22 protein-coding genes are annotated in these 20,586 nt (G+C 42.7%); 12 read left to right on the forward strand and 10 right to left on the reverse strand.

Going from position 1 to position 20,586, the window contains the following annotated elements:
* Positions 1-62 precede the first annotated feature (62 nt).
* The gene (locus ICV01_RS01765; protein ID WP_215288018.1) at positions 63-2,552 is read left to right on the forward strand and encodes a Tex family protein; all 2,490 of its coding nucleotides are present in this window, start codon (positions 63-65) and stop codon (positions 2,550-2,552) included.
* Between the two features lie 71 nt (positions 2,553-2,623).
* The gene (locus tag ICV01_RS01770; RefSeq protein WP_215288020.1) at positions 2,624-2,887 is read left to right on the forward strand and encodes a CCDC90 family protein; all 264 of its coding nucleotides are present in this window, start codon (positions 2,624-2,626) and stop codon (positions 2,885-2,887) included.
* A 7-nt stretch (positions 2,888-2,894) separates the two neighbouring features.
* On the opposite strand, the gene ICV01_RS01775 is transcribed toward ICV01_RS01770, so the two are convergent.
* The gene (locus tag ICV01_RS01775; protein WP_215288022.1) at positions 2,895-4,379 is read right to left on the reverse strand and encodes a TolC family protein; all 1,485 of its coding nucleotides are present in this window, start codon (positions 4,377-4,379) and stop codon (positions 2,895-2,897) included.
* 51 nt (positions 4,380-4,430) lie between these two features.
* On the reverse strand, positions 4,431-5,102 hold the full coding sequence (locus ICV01_RS01780) for a protein-L-isoaspartate O-methyltransferase (protein ID WP_215288024.1): 672 nt from the start codon (positions 5,100-5,102) through the stop codon (positions 4,431-4,433).
* A 170-nt stretch (positions 5,103-5,272) separates the two neighbouring features.
* Here ICV01_RS01780 and ICV01_RS01785 point away from each other — a divergent pair, with 170 nt between their 5' ends.
* The 7 genes from ICV01_RS01785 to ICV01_RS01815 all read left to right on the forward strand — a co-directional run bounded on the left by ICV01_RS01785 (position 5,273) and on the right by ICV01_RS01815 (position 12,076).
* A complete protein-coding gene (locus ICV01_RS01785) occupies positions 5,273-6,571 on the forward strand; it encodes an efflux RND transporter periplasmic adaptor subunit (protein ID WP_215288026.1) in 1,299 nt (432 codons plus the stop codon).
* 11 nt (positions 6,572-6,582) lie between these two features.
* Positions 6,583-7,344 carry an ABC transporter ATP-binding protein gene (locus tag ICV01_RS01790; protein WP_215288028.1) on the forward strand — a complete coding sequence of 254 codons (762 nt, stop codon included), beginning with the start codon at positions 6,583-6,585 and terminating at the stop codon, positions 7,342-7,344.
* Positions 7,341-8,561: an ABC transporter permease gene (locus ICV01_RS01795; protein WP_215288030.1), complete on the forward strand. Its 1,221-nt coding sequence runs from the start codon at positions 7,341-7,343 to the stop codon at positions 8,559-8,561. Before ICV01_RS01790 ends, ICV01_RS01795 begins: the two co-directional genes overlap by 4 nt.
* Positions 8,562-8,623: 62 nt before the next feature.
* Complete coding sequence (locus ICV01_RS01800; RefSeq protein ID WP_215288032.1) at positions 8,624-9,475, forward strand: undecaprenyl-diphosphate phosphatase; 852 nt, start codon at positions 8,624-8,626, stop codon at positions 9,473-9,475.
* 34 nt (positions 9,476-9,509) lie between these two features.
* Positions 9,510-10,277 (forward strand): tRNA (guanosine(46)-N7)-methyltransferase TrmB, encoded by a 768-nt coding sequence (gene trmB / locus ICV01_RS01805; RefSeq protein WP_215288034.1) that lies wholly within the window; start codon positions 9,510-9,512, stop codon positions 10,275-10,277.
* Between the two features lie 63 nt (positions 10,278-10,340).
* Positions 10,341-11,351 (forward strand): hypothetical protein, encoded by a 1,011-nt coding sequence (locus ICV01_RS01810; protein ID WP_215288036.1) that lies wholly within the window; start codon positions 10,341-10,343, stop codon positions 11,349-11,351.
* Positions 11,345-12,076 (forward strand): hypothetical protein, encoded by a 732-nt coding sequence (locus tag ICV01_RS01815; RefSeq protein ID WP_215288038.1) that lies wholly within the window; start codon positions 11,345-11,347, stop codon positions 12,074-12,076. Before ICV01_RS01810 ends, ICV01_RS01815 begins: the two co-directional genes overlap by 7 nt.
* Positions 12,077-12,086: 10 nt before the next feature.
* Here the strand turns inward: ICV01_RS01815 and ICV01_RS01820 are convergent, their stop codons facing one another.
* Positions 12,087-13,499, reverse strand: coding sequence for an NAD-dependent succinate-semialdehyde dehydrogenase (locus tag ICV01_RS01820; protein ID WP_215288040.1), 1,413 nt, complete (start codon positions 13,497-13,499; stop codon positions 12,087-12,089).
* A gap of 379 nt (positions 13,500-13,878) precedes the next feature.
* On the opposite strand from ICV01_RS01820, the gene ICV01_RS01825 reads away from it, so the two are divergent.
* The 3 genes from ICV01_RS01825 (at position 13,879) to ICV01_RS01835 (ending at position 15,505) form a co-directional block, all read left to right on the forward strand.
* Positions 13,879-14,676 (forward strand): transglycosylase SLT domain-containing protein, encoded by a 798-nt coding sequence (locus ICV01_RS01825; RefSeq protein WP_215288042.1) that lies wholly within the window; start codon positions 13,879-13,881, stop codon positions 14,674-14,676.
* Positions 14,677-14,982: 306 nt separating this feature from the next.
* The gene (locus ICV01_RS01830) at positions 14,983-15,231 is read left to right on the forward strand and encodes a type II toxin-antitoxin system Phd/YefM family antitoxin (protein ID WP_215288044.1); all 249 of its coding nucleotides are present in this window, start codon (positions 14,983-14,985) and stop codon (positions 15,229-15,231) included.
* Positions 15,221-15,505 (forward strand): type II toxin-antitoxin system RelE/ParE family toxin, encoded by a 285-nt coding sequence (locus ICV01_RS01835; protein WP_215288045.1) that lies wholly within the window; start codon positions 15,221-15,223, stop codon positions 15,503-15,505. The genes ICV01_RS01830 and ICV01_RS01835 overlap by 11 nt, the downstream gene beginning before the upstream one ends.
* Positions 15,506-15,593: 88 nt before the next feature.
* On the opposite strand, the gene nusB is transcribed toward ICV01_RS01835, so the two are convergent.
* The 7 genes from nusB to ICV01_RS01870 form a co-directional block, all read right to left on the reverse strand.
* Positions 15,594-16,082, reverse strand: coding sequence for a transcription antitermination factor NusB (nusB, locus tag ICV01_RS01840; RefSeq protein WP_215288048.1), 489 nt, complete (start codon positions 16,080-16,082; stop codon positions 15,594-15,596).
* An 8-nt stretch (positions 16,083-16,090) separates the two neighbouring features.
* A complete protein-coding gene (gene ribH, locus ICV01_RS01845) occupies positions 16,091-16,582 on the reverse strand; it encodes a 6,7-dimethyl-8-ribityllumazine synthase (RefSeq protein ID WP_215288050.1) in 492 nt (163 codons plus the stop codon).
* A gap of 19 nt (positions 16,583-16,601) precedes the next feature.
* Positions 16,602-17,735, reverse strand: coding sequence for a bifunctional 3,4-dihydroxy-2-butanone-4-phosphate synthase/GTP cyclohydrolase II (ribBA, locus tag ICV01_RS01850; protein WP_215288052.1), 1,134 nt, complete (start codon positions 17,733-17,735; stop codon positions 16,602-16,604).
* A gap of 99 nt (positions 17,736-17,834) precedes the next feature.
* Entirely contained in the window at positions 17,835-18,443 is a 609-nt protein-coding gene (locus tag ICV01_RS01855) for a riboflavin synthase (RefSeq protein WP_215288054.1), read from the reverse strand.
* A 3-nt stretch (positions 18,444-18,446) separates the two neighbouring features.
* Positions 18,447-19,598, reverse strand: a complete 1,152-nt coding sequence (gene ribD / locus ICV01_RS01860) for a bifunctional diaminohydroxyphosphoribosylaminopyrimidine deaminase/5-amino-6-(5-phosphoribosylamino)uracil reductase RibD (RefSeq protein WP_215288055.1) — start codon at positions 19,596-19,598, stop codon at positions 18,447-18,449.
* Between the two features lie 27 nt (positions 19,599-19,625).
* Positions 19,626-20,225: a Tfp pilus assembly protein FimT/FimU gene (locus ICV01_RS01865; protein WP_215288057.1), complete on the reverse strand. Its 600-nt coding sequence runs from the start codon at positions 20,223-20,225 to the stop codon at positions 19,626-19,628.
* Complete coding sequence (locus ICV01_RS01870) at positions 20,158-20,577, reverse strand: hypothetical protein (protein ID WP_215288059.1); 420 nt, start codon at positions 20,575-20,577, stop codon at positions 20,158-20,160. Before ICV01_RS01870 ends, ICV01_RS01865 begins: the two co-directional genes overlap by 68 nt.
* Positions 20,578-20,586: the final 9 nt, after the last annotated feature.

The raw sequence follows: 20,586 nt of genomic DNA on the forward strand, positions 1-20,586 counted from the left end.
CCATATTACTCATCTCTTATCGAATAATTTTTTTGTATTATTTTTTTACCGCTTATTAATTTATGACTTCATCTGCCATAACTAACACAACTGAAACAACTGCATTACATCTTGATACGCCTGAGCAAATCGCTCTTCGTATCAATAACCAAATCGCTAAAGAAATGAATGTGCGACCACAGCAGATTGCTGTGACGGTTGCGCTGATGGATGAAGGGGCTACCATTCCTTTTATTGCACGTTATCGTAAAGAGGTGACGGGTAGTTTGGATGACACACAATTGCGTGCCATTGAAGAGCGCCTTATTTACTTAAGAGAGTTAGAAGATCGTCGTATCGCCATTCTGAAGTCTATTCATGATCAAGGTAAGCTCACAGACATTTTGGTTAAAGCTATTACTGCAGCTGAAACTAAGCAGGCTTTAGAAGATTTATATTTGCCTTATAAGCCGCGTCGTCGTACCAAAGCCATGATTGCTCATGAAGCAGGATTAGAGCCTTTAGCAAGAGATTTGATGGCTAATCCCAAGTTAGACCCTCAAGAGGAAGCTGTCAAATATATCAATATTGATGCAGCTGCTTATGTAGCTTTAACGCCAGAGCAAATTAAAAAATCTCAGTCAGGCGATGAAGGAACCCAACCCTTAGTGCCCGATGTAAAAACAGCGCTTGATGGTGCAAGAGACATTTTGGCTGAAGAATTCTCAGAAACAGCAGATTTATTAGCCAAGTTGCGAAACCATCTTTGGAGTCAAGGTATCCTGAACTCCAAAGTGGTTGATGGTCAAGAAATGGCTGAGGAAGAAAAGTTCCGTGACTACTACACGTATTCAGAGCCTATTCGTTTAGTGCCATCACACCGTGCTTTAGCTTTATTTAGAGGCCGTCAATTAGGTGTTTTGCAATTAAGACTTTCCTTAGAAGAATCTCAAGAGGCTTTGGTGCCACACCCCTGTGAGACCATGATTGCCAAGCACATGGGCATTGAGTCCTTGGGTCGACCTGCAGATAAATGGTTGGCAGAAGTATGTCGTTGGACCTGGCGCGTTAAAACAGCACTCTCATTAGAAATGGCTTTGTTTACGCAATTGCGTGAAGCTGCTGAAACAGAAGCGATTAAAGTATTTGCACGCAATCTGCATGAACTTTTATTGGCAGCTCCAGCGGGTCCTCGTGTCGTAATGGGTGTTGATCCAGGTATTCGGACGGGTTGTAAGGTTGCTGTAGTAGATGCAACCGGTAAGTTGCTAGAAACCACGACAATTTACCCTCATGAACCTCGCAAAGATTGGGATGGTTCATTGGCTGTTTTAGGAGCTCTATGCGTTAAACATCAAGTTTCTTTAATTGCGATTGGTAATGGCACGGCGAGTCGAGAAACCGATCGCTTAGTAAAAGATTTAATGAAGTTAGTTGCAGGTAAAACAAACTTAGCTCTACAAAAAATTGTAGTTTCAGAAGCAGGTGCTTCTGTGTATTCTGCATCGGAGCTAGCTGCTCAAGAATTCCCAGACTTGGATGTGTCGCTGCGTGGTGCGGTGTCGATTGCGCGTCGTTTGCAAGATCCATTAGCAGAGTTAGTGAAGATTGAGCCTAAAGCGATTGGGGTTGGTCAATATCAACATGATGTTAATCAGTTCCAGTTATCTAGAACCTTAGACGCCGTTGTGGAAGATTGTGTGAATGCTGTAGGTGTTGATCTAAATACAGCATCTGTGCCATTACTATCAAAGGTATCGGGTTTGAATGCTGGATTAGCTAGAAACATCGTCAGCTTTAGAGATAGTAAAGGCCGATTTAATAATCGCGCGGCATTAAAAGAAGTGCCTCGATTAGGTGATAAAGCTTTTGAGCAGGCAGCGGGATTCTTGCGCATCAGTGGCGGAGATAACCCGCTTGATCAATCATCGGTTCATCCAGAATCTTATCCATTGGTCGAGAAAATTCTTGCAAAAATTGGTAAGCCTGTTTTGGAAGTCATTGGTAATAAAGAGCTCATTAAAAAAGTGGCTCCAACAGAACTCATTGATGACCAATTTGGTCTAGTAACCATTCAAGACGTTTTACAAGAGTTGGAAAAGCCAGGGCGTGATCCTCGTCCAGAATTTAAAACTGCGACCTTTGAAGAGGGCGTTGAAGACATTCAACAACTAGTACCTGGTATGGTCTTAGAAGGGGTGGTGACTAATGTGGCCGCTTTTGGTGCTTTTATTGATATTGGCGTTCATCAAGATGGTTTAGTGCACGTATCAGCTTTAGCGGATAAGTTTGTGAAAGATCCTCATGAGGTTGTGAAGGCTGGTCAGGTTGTGAAAGTGAAAGTACTTGAGGTAGATGCCAAGCGTCGCCGTATTGGTTTAACGATGAAGTTAAATGACTCTATACTAAGTGCCGCTTCTAGTAAGGCATCAGGAGGTGATTCTCGGGCAGATGCATCTCGTCAAAGACCTCATACCAGTGGGTCAGATAGACAGGGATCGTATCGATCATCGGCGCCACAAGGGAATACGGCTTTTGCGGAAGCCTTTGCTAAGTTGAAGGCGAAAAATTAATACTAATTTTTATAAGAAGATTATTTGCTTGTTTTAGAATGAGTCTCTAAAAAATATAAAAGAGACTCACAATGACCGCGCAATTTGATACATTGAAATTTAAAAAACAATTAACCGCTGTAGGGATGCCTCAGAATCAAGCAGAGGGAGTAACGGAGGCAGTTAGGGATTCTTTTCAAAATCTTGCAACCAAAACAGATCTGTATATTTTGGAAGCGAAGTTGCTTAATTCGCAGAGCACCATGAAAAACGACTTGATTAAATGGATGGTGGGACTATCCTTTATTCAAGTCGGTCTTTGCTTAAGTGTGGTTCTTTCATTCCACGCTAATTAAATGATTATTACTTCAAGAGTGCATTCACAGACTGCAAATCTTCATCGCTTAGAACAGCAGCTTGAGCTTTAAGTCTTAACCCATTCAGAATGGTGTCATATCGAGCTTTGGCTAAGTCGCGACGTGTAGTAAATAAAGTATCTTGCGCATTTAACACGTCAATATTGATGCGCACACCCACTTCGTAACCTAGTTTATTAGATTCGAGAGCGCTTAATGCTGAGATCTCAGCTGCTTCATAAGCTTTTACTTGTGCTAAACCGTTATTAAAGCCTAGGTAAGCTTGACGTGTTGCTTGAGCGATGCTGCGACGAGTATTTTCATAATCAGCTAAAGCCTTGCTCGCTAACGCTGACTTTTCACGTACCAATGATTGTGTATAACCACCAGCAAATAAGGGCACCGTTACTTGAATCATGGCTTGATTGTTATAGGTTCTTAATTGACCAGTGACTGCTTCTGCGTCGTTGTAGCCACGTTGCGCAATTAAATCAACAGAAGGTGCATGACCTGCAATCGCACGATTTGTATCCTTATTAGCTACTTCATAAGCTAACTTGCTAGCGATGATGCTGTAGCTCACTTCTTCAGCTTGTTTTACCCAATCCTGAATCGTTTGGTCTGGTTGTACAGCAACAGCATTCTCAATATTCACCTTGGTAGGTTTTGTGTTGTTTTTGAGCTTAATCTTTCTCTCTTTAGCAACCACTTCGATCTTGGCTTGTGTACTCAAGGTTTTAATATTGCCAATGGGTTTGCCGGTTAATTGCTCTAAGGCGCTGCGCTTAATTAACACATCTGCTTCAGCGGCTAATTCTTGGGCAATCACTAAATCGTAACGAGATTGAGCTTCGTGCGTATCAGTAATCGTAGCGGTACCTACTTCAAAGTTACGTTTAGCTTGTTCTAATTGTTCATTGATGAGTACTTTTTTATTGCGCGCTAGATTCAAAGTATCTTGTGCATTTAGCACATTGAAATAAGCCTCTGTCACGCGTAATACTAAATCTTGTTCTGCCGCAGCATATTGCGCTTCAGCAATTGCTGAGGCCATGTCACCCTGTCTAAATTGCTCCCATTTATCCCAGTTAAATAATGGTTGAGTTAATTTAACGGTCCATCCGCGGCTGAGGTATCTGCTTTCAGCATAGGTAGCTTTATTAACCACATTATTTTTAGTTTCACTACCTACAGCAGAAACTTGGGGTAATAAAACAGAAAGCCCTTGCCAAAGTTTTTCTTTGCCGGCTAAGTAACCATATTTGGCAGCATTAAAAACAGGATCATTTAGCGCTGCTTCACGATAGAGTGATAACAAATCATTGTTAGCTAATGCAGGAGTGGGGGCAACTTCTTTAGCGCTAACTGCGCTAGGAGTGCTAGATCCATTAGCTTTATCTTGTGCCCAAGCTGCTGCGCTAAAACCTTGTGTGCCCAATGCAAGGGCCATGGCTAAAACAATCTTCTTTTGTCTCAAAATATTTGCTTTCATAGGGACATTTTGCACCAAACGAAGGGCCTTTGCAGGCCCTTAAGAATATATTTAAAAATCGAAGCTGGTGTGCTTGACTTTGGGTGACTGAATGTGAGCAATCATCGTCTCAAATAGCACTTCTTCGCTAAAGCGAGTCGCATCATGACGTGTCACTAAAACAGCATTCATCACAGGAGCCTCCCCAATAAATGCTACTAGGCGACCGCCGATGGCTAATTGCTGTTTAAGACCCTCATATAGGCTGGGCATGCCACCAGAAACACAGATGACGTCGTAACTTTGATCGCCCCAGCCGGTATAGGCATCACCCACCTCCACTTGAACATTGGAAATATAAGCTCTTGCTAAATTGGATTTAGCAAGAGTCACCATCTCAGGATCAATATCAACCGAGGTTACAGATTTAGCAAAATTAGCTAAAAGTGCTGCCATATAACCTGAGCCCGCACCCACCTCTAGCACTTTATCTGTGCGCTTAATTGCTAAAGCTTGAAGTAGACGGGCCTCCATTTTCGGTTCTAGCATCGTTTGGCTAGGGGTTTTGGCTTGTGGAAGCGGTAATTTGGTATCGGCAAAGGCCAAAACAGCTTGATTCTCCTGCACAAAGGTCTCGCGAGGAATTTGGCGCAAGGCTTCTAAAACCTCTAAATTGGACACATTCCAAGGGCGGATTTGTTGTTCAATTAATTTATAACGAAGGGCTTCAAAATCGTGGCTCATCTGTATTCCTTGTTGAATCCCATGTGGCTATTTCTAGTATGGGATGTATTGCTAATAATTTAGATAGTTATTTTACTTTCAGTGGTTTGAACAGAATCATTTTTTTGTATCACAATAGAAGCCTTGGTTAATAACCCCTTAAATAATTGCTGTAGGCATGAGATGAAAGCATGGTTCAAAAAATGGGTAAGTATGTAATTTGGGTAAAAAGTCAGCTTCATGCTCACGTATGGTTGCGTCGCACCTTATGGAGTTTGCTATCGCTCATGATGGTGTATTTTTTATGGAAGATGGCTGCTAGCCTCTTGGGGTGGAACCAACCTAGTTATAAAACAGTAGCTATTGAAGAAGGTCCTTTGGTCGTGAGTATTAGCGCAAGCGGCACTTTAAATCCAGTGAAGTCGGTGCAGGTAGGTACCCAAGTTTCGGGCATGATTCAAGAAATCTATGTCGACTTTAATGCCAAAGTTAAGAAAGGTCAGGTGATTGCTCGTATTGACCCACGTGAATGGCAGGCTCGTTTTGATCAAGCGGATGCTAATTACATCTTGGCTAAACGCAATCACGACAACAACCAGCGTTTGATTGAGAAAAACTTTGTTTCACCAGCAGCTTTTGATCAAACCCTTAGTGCTTATAAAAGTGCTAAAGCTGCTTTAACGATGGCTAAGAAAGCTTTAGATGACACCGTTATTAAAGCCCCAGTAGATGGCGTGGTAGTTAAGCGTAGCGTTGAGCCTGGACAAACAGTGGCAGCTAGTTTGCAAGCGCCTGAGTTATTCATCATTGCTCAGGATTTGGCAGATATGCAAGTCGAAACATCGATTGATGAATCAGATGTGGGGCGTATTACCGAAGGTATGTCAGCAACATTCACGGTAGATGCCTTCCCTGGAAAAGTATTTAAAAGCCAAGTGAAGCAAATTCGTAAATCACCAATCAATGTTCAGAATGTGGTGACATACACCGTTCTATTAACGGCACAAAACCCTGACTTAAAACTATTGCCAGGTATGACCGCGAATGCCACCATTGTGACGGAGCAAAAAGAGTCTGTATTACGTCTTCCGAATGCCGCTTTGCGCTTCCGTATGCCAATGGCTGAAGGCGCTAAAAATGCCGATGGAAAATCTGCTCGTCCAGCTACATCTAGTACATCAGGAGCTCCAGGTTCTAATGCGGCGGATGGGTCTGGCGGCAAACCCTACAGTGCTGGCGCTGCGGCTTCTGGCAGGTTGCGCAAAGTATGGGTGATGGATGGGCAAGGTTTAGCCAAGAAGCCTATGCAGAAAACAGTACGCGTGGGTTTAAGTGACGGTAGTGCTACGGAACTATTACCTGTTAAAGAAGGGTCTGATTCAGAGCAATCTTTAAAGGCTGGAGATTTAGTCATTATTGGCGTGCAAGGTGGTGCTGGTGCTCCAGGATCTAATTCTATGAAACCACCCCCTGGGCCTAGATTGTTCTAATTGTTATTTTTATGGTTCTCATACAAACACGCGACTTAGTTAAAACCTATGGAGTGGGTGAGCAGATTGTTCACGCACTTGATGGGGTATCGATTGATATCAATGAAGGCGAGTTTGTGGCGATTGTGGGTGCTTCAGGTTCTGGTAAATCCACGTTCATGAACATGATTGGTTGTTTAGATAAGCCAACGAGTGGTACTTACCATTTGGCCGGTGAAGATGTTGAAGCGATGGATGATGATGCTTTAGCTGATTTGCGTAATCGACGTATTGGTTTTGTTTTTCAACAATTCAATTTATTACCAAGAACATCAGCTATTGAAAATGTTTCATTACCCTTGCTTTACGCTAGGGAAGGTAATTTGGCAGGTCTGACTAAAGAGCAGCGTTATGAGCATGCGAAGGTTCGTTTAGAGCAAGTGGGTTTAGGTGAACGTTTATTTAACACGCCGGCACAACTCTCAGGTGGGCAACAGCAGCGTGTAGCAATCGCGAGAGCTTTGGTTAATGACCCCAATCTCATTTTGGCAGATGAGCCCACGGGAGCTTTAGACTCTAAAACGAGTGCTGAAGTAATGGCTCTACTAACAGAGCTCAATCATCAAGGTATGACCGTGGTGGTGGTGACTCACGAACCAGATGTGGCTGCTTATGCCAATCGCACCATTACTTTTAAAGATGGCAAAGTTATTTCTGATGTGGCTAAAGAAAAAATGGCAACAACAGCAACAATAATCAAACAAACATCAGCAACAAAGGGAGACTTTTTATGAACCTCCCCATAGCTCTTCAAGCCCTTAAAGTTAATAAGTTACGTTCAGCTTTGACGATGTTGGGCATCATCATTGGTGTGGCTGCTGTGATTGTCATGATTGCGGTTGGTAGTGGTGCGCAAGCGCGCGTCAAAGAACAGATTGCTGGCCTTGGATCTAATTTAATGATTTTGTGGCCGGGCTCAGTGACCACAGCAGGGGTGAGGGGTGGCACAGGAACAGCTCAAACTCTCGTGGAGGATGATGCATGGGCTGTCATGCGTGAGATATCTGAAGTGCAAGTCGCAGCTCCTACGCAACGAGGTAGTGGTCAAATTGTTTGGAACAACACCAACTGGTTAGCCGCGATTGTTGGGGCAACCCCAGAATATTTTGAGACGCGTGATTGGGTGCTGGTTTCTGGACGCATGTTTGAGCCAGGTGAGTTATCTAGTGCGGGTAAGGTAGCCATTATTGGCCAAACGGTTGCTAATGAATTATTTGGTGAGGAAGATCCCATTGATCAAGTTATCCGTGTGCGTGGAGTGCCTTTTACGGTGATTGGTCTTTTAGATAAAAAAGGCCAAAACATGATGGGGCAAGATCAGGATGATCTGGTGGTTTTGCCTCTATCAACAGCACGTAACAAAATATTTGGGGCTTTACCGGGACGTATTGGTCGAGTCAGCACCATCTTTATTAAGGCTCGTGATGGCGCAGATATGAAAGCCGCGGAAGAGAAGATACAAGACTTATTACGTCAACGACATCGCTTAGGGGTTAATACTCCTGATGATTTTACTTTGCGTAATCTGACAGAAATATTGCAAGCTCAAGAAGCTTCTAGCAAAGTGATGTCCATTCTCTTAGCAGCAGTTGCTTCTGTGAGTTTATTGGTGGGTGGTATTGGCATCATGAACATCATGTTAGTTTCTGTGACAGAACGAACGAGGGAGATTGGTTTACGTTTAGCAGTAGGTGCTAGAGGTCAAGATATCTTGTCGCAGTTCTTAGTTGAAGCAATTACCTTATCCACGATTGGTGGTGTATTGGGCATTCTTTTGGGTGGTTTAGGAACTTGGTTAGTAGCTGTGTTAGCTGAATGGCGAGTAGAACTTTCTATTTTGTCGATTATGTTGGCAGTTGGCTTCTCCGCCATGATTGGTATCTTCTTTGGTTACTACCCTGCACGTAAAGCAGCGGCTATGCAGCCAATACAAGCATTGAGATACGAATAAATCATAGGATTTCTTCTGGATAGTTTGATGCATTGATGTCTATAAGCTTTATCATTTAGCCCATGGATATCAATTTATTAATTCAAACAATTATTTTGGGTTTGGTAGAAGGTTTAACCGAATTCCTTCCTATTTCAAGTACGGGTCATCTCATTCTAGTTGGTGACTTACTTAATTTTAATGACGAAAAGGGCAAAGCCTTTGAGGTCATTATTCAGTTTGGCGCAATCTTGGCGGTTTGTTGGGAATATCGTCAGAAATTAATCACTGTGGTGGCTGGGTTAGCTTCTAAACCTTTGGCGCAACGTTTTGCCATCAATGTCATCATCGCTACGATCCCAGCTATTACCTTGGCGCTCTTGTTTGGTAAATTTATTAAGAGTGTTTTGTTCTCGCCGATTCCTGTGGCAATGGCTTTCATTGTTGGTGCCCTCATTATTTTCTGGGCGGAATCTATTCAGAAGAACAAATCATCGATATCTAATAATCGTATTCAGACAATTGATGATCTACGTTGGCAAGATGCCTTAAAAATTGGTTTAGCGCAGTGTGCGGCTTTAATTCCAGGAACATCACGTTCAGGCGCCACGATTATTGGTGGCATGTTATTTGGCTTGCCTCGTAAAGTCGCCACCGAGTTCTCTTTCTTCTTGGCGATTCCGGTGATTGCTGGAGCGACTCTTTATGAGTTGATTAAGTTACGCCATGTTTTAGGTGAAACATCGTGGGCCACCTTTGGTCCTGTATTGGCTGTTGGTTTTGTTGTTTCTTTTATTTCAGCATTTGCTTGTATTCGTTGGTTGATACGCTATGTTGCTTCACATGACTTCAAAGCCTTTGCTTGGTACCGCATTGTGTTTGGTGTAGTCGTTTTGGTGACGGCTTGGACGGGCATAGTTCAGTGGTCCAATTAATTGCAATTAATGGACGCTTAATTAAACTCTAACTATGTCTGAAAATAAAAACACCGAGCTGGTTGATTCATTGCCACAAGATGATGCAAAACATGAGCGTGTTACATCTGCCCAATATTTACATCGTATTAAATCGTTTGTTCTTAGAACTGGTCGATTAACGCCGGGTCAAGAAAAAGCTATTGAAACTCTAGGGCCAGCATATTTACTACCCTACACAGGTCAAGCGATTAATTGGAATCAATCTTTTAATCAGACAACACCGACAGCAAGACCAAAGATCTTGGAGATTGGTTTTGGTATGGGGGAGACCACCGCCAAAATTGCGCTAGCTAGACCTGAAGATGATTTTCTGGCCATTGAGGTGCATGAGCCTGGGGTGGGTGCTCTATTAAAACTGATTGGTGAACAAGGGCAAACCAATTTACGTTTGATGCGCCATGATGCTGTTGAAGTAGTTGAGAACATGATTCCTGAGGGGTTCTTAGATGGTGTGCATGTTTACTTCCCAGACCCTTGGCATAAAAAGCGCCATAACAAACGTCGTCTCATTCAACCTAAATTTGTTGAGTTATTAAGTAGTCGTATCAAATCAGGTGGCTACTGGCACTTGGCAACTGATTGGCAAGAGTATGCCGAGCAAATGATGGAAGTCTTAAGTGCTGAGTCGACTTTAGAAAACACAGGCACTCTAGCAGGTGGCTATGCTGAGAGACCTGGTTATAGACCGGTTACTAAGTTTGAAAACCGAGGCCTGCGTTTAGGTCACGGTGTTTGGGATTTGGTGTTTAGGAAAAAGTAGATCTTTCAGTAATTTAACAATAAATTTGCACCATAACAATTACTATGTTATAGTGCATTTGTTATGTTAATAAATCAACGTAAAATAGTTATACAGCAGTACCTAGAGGATACGATTGGTATCAAAGGGGTTGCTTTGCGGCCTTACCAGGCAATTAACACATTGCCTTATCTAGCCCAAGACTATTTCCAATTTCTAGAAATGGAGCTTGCAGGGCATACGGTCGTCCTTGCTATCACCATAGATCAAAAAAAATCTTTGCGAGAGCTACGCGCTTTGCTTGGAAAGCTTAAATTTGATGTGCCAGTAATTTTGTGTTTTGATGTATTAGCCTCTTATGAGCGTCGATATCTGATGGAACAAAAAATCCCATTTTTAGTTCCGGGTAATCAGTTATATCTCCCAGAATTAGGGATAGATTTAAGAGAGTATTTCCGCCATCGTAATAAAAATCTCCTACAGACAGTAAATCCTGCTACGCAAGCGATGTTCTTGTGGTTTTTATTAAATAAACCAGCACAAGATGAGTGGCATCTAAGTGAGGCTGCCCTAGCTTTGCAATATACAAGTATGTCAGCTTCAAGAGCGGCTACTGAATTAGTGGAATTAGATCTTTTTGATGAACAACAAGTTGGGCGCAATAAATATTTGCGCTTGAAATATGCTCGAGAGGAAATTTGGCAAAAAATTAAGCCTTATTTAAAAAGTCCAGTAAAGCGTGAAGTCTGGAGTGATGAAATTAAGGTACACCCATCAGAAACTCGTTTTGCAGGTTTTTCCGCATTATCAAAGTTGACTATGATTAATGATGACAAGGAATCTTGTTATGCAATCTCATCTTCTAAATGGAGAGAGTTATTAAGGTATGGCGTTAGGGAGTTAGTTGAGAGAGAGCCGGGGGCTAGCCATTGGCAAATTTGGTCTTATGAACCAGCTATAAAAATTGAATCATCTGGCAATAAAAATAAATATGATTTGGTTGATCAATTTTCTTTATGGCTAAGTTTCAAAGATGACCCTGATGACAGAGTACAAATTGCACTTAAAGAGTTAGAAAAAAGCTTTAAATGGTAAAAGGTTTAGACATTTTCACAAGGTGGTTCGAATTATATGTTGATCAATATGTATTGATTGGGGGAACTGCTGCATCCATTTCAATGGGAGAGCTAGGGCTTAGTTTTCGGGGCACTCGAGATTTAGATGTAGTTTTACATGTTGAGGCATTAACGCCTGAATTTGGCAAGGTATTTTGGAAGTTTATTGAGGCAGGAAGATATCAAATTCAACAAAGTAACCAAGGGTCGCCTAAGCTATATAGGTTCAAAGAGCCTCAAGAAGAGGAGTTTCCTTTTATGGTTGAGTTGTTTTCTCGAGTGCCTGATGGAATTGATGTCTCTGAATATAATCATTTAACTCCGATTCCGATTGATGACGAAGTATCCAGCTTGTCCGCTATTTTGTTGGATGATGATTATTATCAATTTGTTATTTCTGGTAGAAAGACTAAGAGTGGCTTTGCTTCTTGGGTTGCAGAAGATCGTTTGATTCCCCTTAAGGCCTTGGCATGGTTGGATATGATGGATCGCAAGAACTCTGGTGAGCTAATTGATTCGAAAAAAATTGAGAAACATCGCAAAGATATTGTGGTGTTATCCGGATTGCTCAGCCAAGATACCCGTATTGATACCCCTCCCAGAATTTCTCAAGATTTAAGGCGGTTCATAGAAAAGGCGAGTTCGAAAGATGCTTCAGATATTAATCATATTAAAGAACGTTTATTTTTGGCCTATGGTTTGTAGCTCTGGTGTTTTAAAGTCCCAAGCAGATATATTTCATCTCAAGGTACTCTTCGATCCCCCAAACACTGCCTTCACGGCCTAGACCTGATTGTTTGACGCCACCAAAAGGCCCAACTTCGTTAGAGATGATGCCTGTGTTGACTCCAACCATACCAAACTCTAGGGCTTCGGCGACTCGCCAAATACGTCCAATATCTCTGCTATAGAAATAAGACGCTAGACCAAACTCGCTGTCATTGGCTGCCGCGATAACTTCTGCTTCTGTTTTAAATGGAATCACCGCTGCTACAGGGCCAAAAGTCTCTTCTTTGGTAATAAGCATGCCTTGTTTAACGCCAGACAATACTGTTGGCTCATAGAAAGTGCCGCCTAATGAATGACGTTTACCGCCAGAAACAATTTTTGCACCCTGTTTTACGGCATCAGCCACATGAGACTCTACTTTTTCAATGGCCTGCATATCAATCATCGGCCCCTGCTGAATACCTGACTCAAGACCATTACCGACTTTAATCTTATTGGTGGCTGCCGCTAGTTTTTCAACGAAGGCGTCATGAAGGCTCTCGTGAACATAAAAACGATTGGAGCAAACGCAGGTTTGGCCAGCATTTCTGTATTTAGAAAGAATGGCACCTTGCACGGCTGCATCCAAGTCAGCATCTTCAAAAACAATAAATGGCGCATGGCCACCTAATTCAAGGGCGATCTTTTTAACAGTGGGCGCGCTTTGCTCCATGAGGATACGACCCACGGGGGTCGATCCAGTAAATGACAAATGTCTCACAACTGGCGAGCTGCAAAGAACTTTACCGACGATGATGGAGTTATCAGCATCAGCCGTCACGATATTAATAACGCCTTCTGGAATGCCGGCTTCCTTGGCTAATTTGGCAAGGGCTAAAGCTGAAAGGGGGGTTTGTTCAGCAGGTTTAATCACAATCGTGCACCCTGCCGCAATGGCAGGTGCTACTTTGCGAGTAATCATGGCTAGCGGGAAGTTCCATGGGGTAATGGATGCGCACACGCCGATGGGTTGTTTAAACACCATCATGCGCTTATCAGACCAAGTGCTAGACGGAATCGCGCCCATGACTCGCTTGGCTTCCTCTCCAAACCATTCAATAAAAGAGGATGCGTAGCTAACTTCGCCTTTAGCTTCCGCCAATGGTTTACCTTGCTCCTTGGTCATTAGCTCAGCTAAATAGTCTGAGTTCTCGTTCATGAGCTCAAACCAGCGACGCATAATCGCAGCGCGCTCTTTAGCTGTTTTGGATCTCCAGGCTGGTAGAGCCTCATTCGCCCTTTGGATAGCAGCTTCTGCTTCCGCGGCCCCCATGTTGGCTATAGATTCAAGTAACTCGCCTGTTGCTGGGTTGTGAACAGGGAAGCTTGTTAGGTGTGGGTTGTCTCTTAGATTTGTCATAAGTAGAAGATTAGCATGGGCGGCTAAGATTGGTTTCCCCCATCTATCTATGTATAAGTATTGACCCTAATATTTATAAGTTACTCAATCTATCAGTCGTTTTTTTATTAAAAAAATCCACTAAATGTAGTTTTTTCATGATTCGAAATTAGTGCCTACTAACTTAAATTTATCCTTATGGGTCAAGGACTCACCCCAATTATCCACAGGGCCTATGATGCTATATACAGTCTTTTGATAACTAAATAGAATGATTGTTAACTTCTATATTCTTGACAGGGTATATAAGTCTTCCTAATATTCGTCATCTCAACTAGATGTTGCGGTGCACCATTTTTAAGCTTTATTTGAAACGGTAAGCCAAGACATTTTTAAATAGATGAATATAAATACACAAACTTTGAACATAACTGAAGTGATCGAAAGCAGATTTAGCTCTGCGGCTTCATTCATTTCTATGGTTAAAGTGCGTTGCGCCAATTTTGTTGGTCCAATCGCTGTAGTGGGTGCTTTTGTATTAGCCACCCTATCTATTGGACAGCCTCTAACTATTGATCAGGCTTCTTGGATGATTCCAGGGGAAGTCTATGAGGTACTTCAAAATACCAAGGCGGTACCTTCTATTGCTGATGAAGCAGCCAAGATCCCAACTAAGCTAGTTGATGGTGATGCTGTTGACCATACAGTTTTAAGAACCTATGCTGAAAAACAGGCGGTTGCTAGATATTTAGCGGATAAATACAAGATGGATTCATCCGCTAGCTATGACTTTGTTGAAAAGGCCATGGTTGTCGGCCGTGAGGTTGGCTTAGACCCAACCCTCATTTTGGCGGTAACTGCAGTTGAATCAGGTTTTAACCCGCTTGCTGAGAGCAAGAAGGGGGCTCAAGGCTTGATGCAAGTGATGACTCGTGTTCATGCTGAAAAATTCCAGTTGTTTGGTGGTCATGAGGCTGCCTTAGATCCAAATGCCAATATGCGCGTTGGTTCATTGATTCTTCGTGAGTACATCGCTAAGGGCGGCTCATTACAAGCAGGTTTACGCCTTTATGTCGGCGCATCATCTGTCATCATCAATGATGGTGGTTATGGCGAAAAGGTATTGGCCGAACGCCAACGTTTACGTGAAGCGGCTGGGTACAAGTTTGCCCAGTTGAAGAAAATTAAAGTTATTTAACTCCCTCCTTTTTTCTTAGGTTGTTTCGCCAGTTGCCTTTGGGCTGCAGGCTTTATTTGGCCTAACTAACTTACCCATTTTCTTTGGTGGGTTATTGATTACGTTAATCTTTCACCTGATGCGTGTGGTCGGCAGTCGGCCTCATTAATCCAAATCCGTCGTTCGAAACTTAATTAAATTTGGATCTTTATAAGAGGTATTTTTATCTCATGTGTGTTAACTGAGACTTAAAAACATTACGCCATACTTTTAATGGTGCTATTATTAACACTATTAAAAATTATTTGAAGGCACCATTAAACTATCATGGCACATGCAATATTAAGTGGTACTACCGCTAGCGTAACAGAGCTTAAAAAAGATCCTATGAATACAGTAGCGGCTGGAGAAGGCTTTCCTGTTGCAATTCTTAATCGCAATGAGCCCGTTTTTTACTGTATTCCAACTAAAGCTTATGAAGATCTTTTAGATCGCTTAGAGGATTTAGAGTTAAATGCTTTAGCGAATGCTCGTAAGGGGCAAAAACGTATTCGGGTTACTTTAGATGACCTATAAGCTTGATTTTTATGAAGATGCTTTAAAAGAGTGGCGAAAGTTAGATGGCACAGTAAGAGAGCAATTCAGGATTAAATTAAAGGACCGTTTGGAAAATCCAAGGGTTCCTGCTGCCAAATTGAGAGATGCCCCCAATCGATACAAAATTAAACTTAAAAGTGTTGGGTATCGGTTAGTCTATGAAGTTCTTGATAAAGAAATTGTTGTGGTAGTTGTCGCTATCGGTAAGAGAAATCGAAATGAGATTTATAGGATTGCGGCAAAAAGGTTGTAACAATAAAGAAAAAGGGCATGTCTTGCATGCCCCCAATTTTTGGATTTAGAAGTTTACTTAACCGCCACTAAATCTGATGGATCATTATTTACATCTCATGAGGTCTAAGCTGCTGCGCTAGCTTGTCTAGGACGCCATTAACGTACTTATGGCCATCTGTACCACCAAATACCTTGGCAAGCTCTACAGCCTCATTAATCGCAACCTTAAATGGCACGCTGATATCTTGTGCCAATTCAAAGCAGGCGATAAGTAAGGCGCCAAATTCAACTGGTGATAGTTCTTCAATCGGGCGGTCTAGATGAGCCTTGATATGGCTTTCTAAAGTATCAAAATGATTGACGACGCCAGAGAACAAATGATCAAACAAATCCTTTTGGCATTTTTTAAAACCAGGATCTTCACCCAATTGCTTGGCGATTGTGGCGTAATCAGCAAAGCCACCGGCCGCTTTAACTACCAACCATTGATAAACGCCTTGTAAGGCGTATTCACGAGCGCGACGACGTGGTGTTAGTGAACGCTTGACCGTTACCGATGAGATAGGCTTATTCAGTTGTTGTGTATCGAAATTCATAAACTTGATTAATCTTCTTCTACTTCATCGTCTGGCGTTAAACCAATCGATAGATTCGCCATTTCAACAGCGGTTCTTGCGCAATCGCGACCTTTTTCAACGACACGTGCTTCTGCTTGAGCATCTGTCTCGCAAGTTAATACACCATTAGCGATTGGAATGCCATAGTCAAGACCAACACGTGTGATGCCTGCACCTGATTCATTAGAAACTAATTCGAAGTGATAGGTTTCACCACGAATCACAGCACCTAAAGCGATTAATGCGTCAAATTCACCAGACTCAGTGAGCTTTTGTAATGTCAAAGGAATTTCCAACGCGCCAGGAACCGTTGTAATAACGATATCTTCAGCCGCAACACCTAGCTCTAATAATTCTTTAACGCAAGACTCTGTTAAAGCTTGGCAGATGGGTTGATTAAAGCGTGCTTGAACAATGCCAATGCATAGGTCTTGACCGTTTAAGTCAGCTTCGATTCGATCAATTTGAGACAGTGGCATATAGACCTTTTTAAATAAATTATTTGGCTTGATAAGGCATGTGACCAGTTACTTCTAAATCGTAACCAGACATGGTGGGTAATCGACTTGGGTTCGCTAATAGTTTCATTTGACGAATGCCTAAATCTTTCAAAATTTGCGCACCGATACCGTAGGTACGGAAATCAGTCTTTCTTTGAGGGTTCACTGGTGCTAAACCGTCTAGCTTTCCTAATTGATTGAACCAGGCATCTGTATTCACAGCTGCACTGCCTGCGCAATTCAAGAGCACCACAACCCCTGCATCGCTTTCCGCAATTGTTTTAATCGCTTCTGTTACTGGCCAAGAATGGCTGGAAGAAGTTGTTTCTAAAACATCTAGGATGGTCGCTGGTTCATGAACACGTACCAAGGTTTCTTTATTGGCAGTAGGTTTACCTTTAACCAAGGCAAGATGCGCGCAACCCGTTGGACTATCTTTGTAGGCAACACCCTCAAGAGGACCCCAAGGCGTATTGAAAGTGCGGCTAGCTTGACGGCTGATGATGCTTTCATTACGACTGCGATAGTGGATTAAGTCCACAATCGTGCCGATTTTTAATTGGTGCTCTTTTGCAAATTCGATGAGGTCAGGTAAGCGAGCCATCTCACCATCATCTTTCATGATTTCGCAAATCACGGAAGTAGGGCTGCAGCCCGCTAATTCAGCTAAATCGCAACCTGCTTCTGTATGACCTGAGCGCACAAGTACGCCGCCTGGTTGAGCCATTAACGGGAAGATATGACCGGGCATCACGATATCGCGCGGTTTGGCGTTGGGGGCTACCGCGACTTTCACTGTGTGAGAGCGGTCAGCGGCAGAGATGCCAGTAGTAACACCTTCTGCGGCTTCAATGGATACCGTGAAATTTGTACCTAAGGCTGCGGTATTGTCTCTAACCATTAAAGGAAGATTTAATTGCTCGCAACGCTCGCGCGTGAGTGTTAAACAAATTAGGCCGCGACCATGCTTGGCCATAAAGTTGATGGCTTCTGGTGTGACATGATCAGCTGCTAAAACGAGATCGCCTTCATTCTCACGATCTTCTTCATCGACCAAAATAACCATGCGGCCTGCGCGCATTTCGGCGATGATTTCTTCAACACTGGCTAGGGAGTAGGCTGTACTTGACATAGAGCCGTGATTTTAAGGCTTTATGGCCTTCATATCTAGTTTTCCCCTATAAATGGAGAAATAGAAGGGTTTTTAGGGAGTAAACCTCGTTTTTAGCGCTTATTTGGTGCTCAACATCCGTTCCACATACCGAGCAATCAGATCAACCTCTAAATTAACTGGGGAGCCAGCTTTGAGGTACTGTAGGGTTGTGTTTTCAAGGGTATGGGGTATGAGATTAATGTGCATTAAGCAACCATCAGTGACATCTTCTATTTGATTGACCGTTAAAGAGGTGCCATTCACCACAATAGAGCCCTTATAAGCTAGATATTTAGCTAAAGATATCGGGGCTTTAATCACTAGATGCCAAGATCCTTCGGCATCTTTAACTTGATCAAATGTCACAACAGCGCCAATGCCATCAACATGGCCGCTCACTAAGTGTCCGCCTAAACGATCATTCACGCGCAAAGCTTTTTCTAAATTCACAAAACCCGGTGCATTAAGCCCTGTAGTTTTATTAATAGATTCAGCAGAGATATCGATTGAGAAATGCGTGGCATTCATTTCCACAACAGTCATACAGGCACCTTGCAGGGCTATGCTATCGCCTAGTTGCACATCGCCCATATCTAATCCGCCAGCGTTAATCGTCAAACGATAGCCATCACCGAGTGGTGTGACCTTCTCAATTTTTCCAACCGCCTGAATAATTCCTGTGAACATCGCTTAATCTACTTTCTGAGGGTTCTTTTGCGAGGATAAATATAAACGCAAGCGTAAATCATCGCCAACCAAAGTTTGATCGACAAATTCCCAACGGGTTGTTTGGTCTAGATTAGTTAATTCCGGTAGATTGGCTAATCCAGCGCCAGGCCCAAGAAGTGTGGGGGCCATATAAAGTAATAATTCATTCACGCAATTTTCACGCAGTAACGAGCCATTTAATTTAAAGCCAGCCTCAACATGTACTTCGTTGATATGCAGTTTCTCGGCTAAATGTTTTAAAACAGCCTGTAAGTCAACTTTACCTTTGTCATTTGACAGATCAGGTAATTGAACAACGGAAATATTTTTAGCCTTCAGTGTTTTTTCCATCTTGCTTAAATGAGCTGGTTCGACAGCTCCGCAGAAAATAATCGTATGGCCACCCAAAGACTCATCAAGTATTTTTGAGTCCGCTGGTACTTCTAAAAAAGAATCAATTAGAACTCTGATGGGTTGGCGTGGTGTGTCTATGCCTCGCACGTTCATCTGTGGGTTATCTTCTTTAACAGTGCCAATGCCGGTTAAAACACAGCAAGCTCTAGCGCGCCAATGGTGACCATCATGTCTGGCATCGGCGCTAGTAATCCATTGACTGACACCATTGTTCAGCGCAGTTGTGCCATCAAGGCTAGCGGCTATTTTCATGCGCACCCATGGCATACCAGTGCGCATACGATGAATAAACCCAATATTTAATTCTGTAGATTCTTTCTCTAGTAACCCGCAGCGCACATCAATGCCTGCTTGGCGTAATGTCTCTAGACCTTTACCCGCAACCAATGGGTTGGGATCTTCCATTGCCGCAATTACCTTTGCAATTTTTGCGTTAATCAGGCTATCTGTGCAGGGTGGTGTTCTGCCATGATGACAGCATGGCTCTAAGGTGACATAGGCTGTTGCGCCTGCGATATCAAAACCTTTTTTGCGAGCATCTTCTAGTGCTTGTATCTCTGCATGATGGCTGCCAACCGCTTGAGTATGTCCTAGCCCAATCACTTCATTATTTTTGACCAAAACACAGCCCACCCTTGGATTAGGGTTGCTGATAAAAAGAGCCTTTTTAGCTTCCGCTAAGGCAAGGCTCATATAGGTATGGTCTTGGGTGCTATACATCAGAAATACATTTAAATAAATTAAAAACTAATGACATTCTTGCCTATCTTCATGGGGGTTGCAAATACGCCAACGACCCCCAGGCCCTAAGATGATATGACGAATCAGCTTAGGATAGCGAGAATGTTGCCAAATGATACGGTTCGCAACAAAACCACCATTATGCAAAAGAGCAGGGTTCCCATTGATAAAGCTAATGTGGCGATCCTTGAGTGATGTGCTCATATCGGTAAATTGTTGGGTGGGTTTTAATAAATATTCTGCAACTTCTACCCGAGAAGTATTGGGGTGAGACTTAATCAACTGTTCCCCAACTTTGATCTCCCATCCCTCTGACCAGTTCGATCTTTTCCCATGGCTAGCTAATGGACGCATGGAAACTTTATCGCCAAGTTGGAGAGAGGTTTGTCTAGCTAAATGCGCATCCTGCACGAAGCTAAGCGATAGGTGATCTAACTCATGAATGGCTAGCTGTTGATGAAAACCTTGTGCGGCAAATAAAGCAATAATGCTTAATAAGGCAATGCAAATGAGTACTTCTAGTAAAGAAAATCCGTATTCAGAGGATTTGCCAAGAAACTTTTTCGATAGTGCGGTGGTTTTTAGATGATGAGGATGTTTTTTCATGAATGCGCACAATAGTTTGAAGTTCAATATAGGTTTGATGACGAGATTCGCTAGCAGTTAATTTGTAATGAGTGGTTTCTGTGCCAGAGCGTTTTCTGAAGCCTTTGGCTTGGAAGATTTCTATATCCACTAAATCAGTTCGTAAAACACCCTCTAGTAATTGTTCTTCAGCCGTGATTAGATTTTGTTCAGCGCGCTGAAAAGCATCCGTAACATTCTTATGCCCTTGCAGTATTTGCACATCGGCAGTAGCTCGGTGGAGAGCTGCTGCACTCATTGCACCCACTAATGACAATAGAGCCAATAGGCTCACTAATATGTAGCCGTTCGCATAATGAGTAGTTTGTTTCATCTAGCTATC

The sequence above is a fragment of the Polynucleobacter sp. MWH-Spelu-300-X4 genome (assembly GCF_018687515.1).
In the GTDB taxonomy this organism is placed as follows: domain Bacteria; phylum Pseudomonadota; class Gammaproteobacteria; order Burkholderiales; family Burkholderiaceae; genus Polynucleobacter.

Bases quoted from the DNA above. Each gene is read 5' to 3' on its own strand.
- ribH (WP_215288050.1), bottom strand. From the start codon at position 16,582: ATGCCACTGTCTCAAATTGATCGAATCGAAGCTGACTTAAACGGTCAA.
- ICV01_RS01775 (WP_215288022.1), bottom strand. From the start codon at position 4,379: ATGAAAGCAAATATTTTGAGACAAAAGAAGATTGTTTTAGCCATGGCC.
- ICV01_RS01800 (WP_215288032.1), top strand. From the start codon at position 8,624: ATGGATATCAATTTATTAATTCAAACAATTATTTTGGGTTTGGTAGAA.
- ICV01_RS01820 (WP_215288040.1), bottom strand. From the start codon at position 13,499: ATGACAAATCTAAGAGACAACCCACACCTAACAAGCTTCCCTGTTCAC.
- ICV01_RS01795 (WP_215288030.1), top strand. From the start codon at position 7,341: ATGAACCTCCCCATAGCTCTTCAAGCCCTTAAAGTTAATAAGTTACGT.
- ICV01_RS01770 (WP_215288020.1), top strand. From the start codon at position 2,624: ATGACCGCGCAATTTGATACATTGAAATTTAAAAAACAATTAACCGCT.
- ICV01_RS01855 (WP_215288054.1), bottom strand. From the start codon at position 18,443: ATGTTCACAGGAATTATTCAGGCGGTTGGAAAAATTGAGAAGGTCACA.
- ICV01_RS01765 (WP_215288018.1), top strand. From the start codon at position 63: ATGACTTCATCTGCCATAACTAACACAACTGAAACAACTGCATTACAT.
- ICV01_RS01835 (WP_215288045.1), top strand. From the start codon at position 15,221: ATGACCTATAAGCTTGATTTTTATGAAGATGCTTTAAAAGAGTGGCGA.
- ICV01_RS01830 (WP_215288044.1), top strand. From the start codon at position 14,983: ATGGCACATGCAATATTAAGTGGTACTACCGCTAGCGTAACAGAGCTT.
- ICV01_RS01815 (WP_215288038.1), top strand. From the start codon at position 11,345: ATGGTAAAAGGTTTAGACATTTTCACAAGGTGGTTCGAATTATATGTT.
- ICV01_RS01825 (WP_215288042.1), top strand. From the start codon at position 13,879: ATGAATATAAATACACAAACTTTGAACATAACTGAAGTGATCGAAAGC.
- trmB (WP_215288034.1), top strand. From the start codon at position 9,510: ATGTCTGAAAATAAAAACACCGAGCTGGTTGATTCATTGCCACAAGAT.
- ICV01_RS01870 (WP_215288059.1), bottom strand. From the start codon at position 20,577: ATGAAACAAACTACTCATTATGCGAACGGCTACATATTAGTGAGCCTA.
- ribD (WP_215288055.1), bottom strand. From the start codon at position 19,598: ATGTATAGCACCCAAGACCATACCTATATGAGCCTTGCCTTAGCGGAA.
- ICV01_RS01810 (WP_215288036.1), top strand. From the start codon at position 10,341: ATGTTAATAAATCAACGTAAAATAGTTATACAGCAGTACCTAGAGGAT.
- ICV01_RS01780 (WP_215288024.1), bottom strand. From the start codon at position 5,102: ATGAGCCACGATTTTGAAGCCCTTCGTTATAAATTAATTGAACAACAA.
- ICV01_RS01785 (WP_215288026.1), top strand. From the start codon at position 5,273: ATGGTTCAAAAAATGGGTAAGTATGTAATTTGGGTAAAAAGTCAGCTT.
- nusB (WP_215288048.1), bottom strand. From the start codon at position 16,082: ATGAATTTCGATACACAACAACTGAATAAGCCTATCTCATCGGTAACG.
- ribBA (WP_215288052.1), bottom strand. From the start codon at position 17,735: ATGTCAAGTACAGCCTACTCCCTAGCCAGTGTTGAAGAAATCATCGCC.
- ICV01_RS01865 (WP_215288057.1), bottom strand. From the start codon at position 20,225: ATGAAAAAACATCCTCATCATCTAAAAACCACCGCACTATCGAAAAAG.
- ICV01_RS01790 (WP_215288028.1), top strand. From the start codon at position 6,583: ATGGTTCTCATACAAACACGCGACTTAGTTAAAACCTATGGAGTGGGT.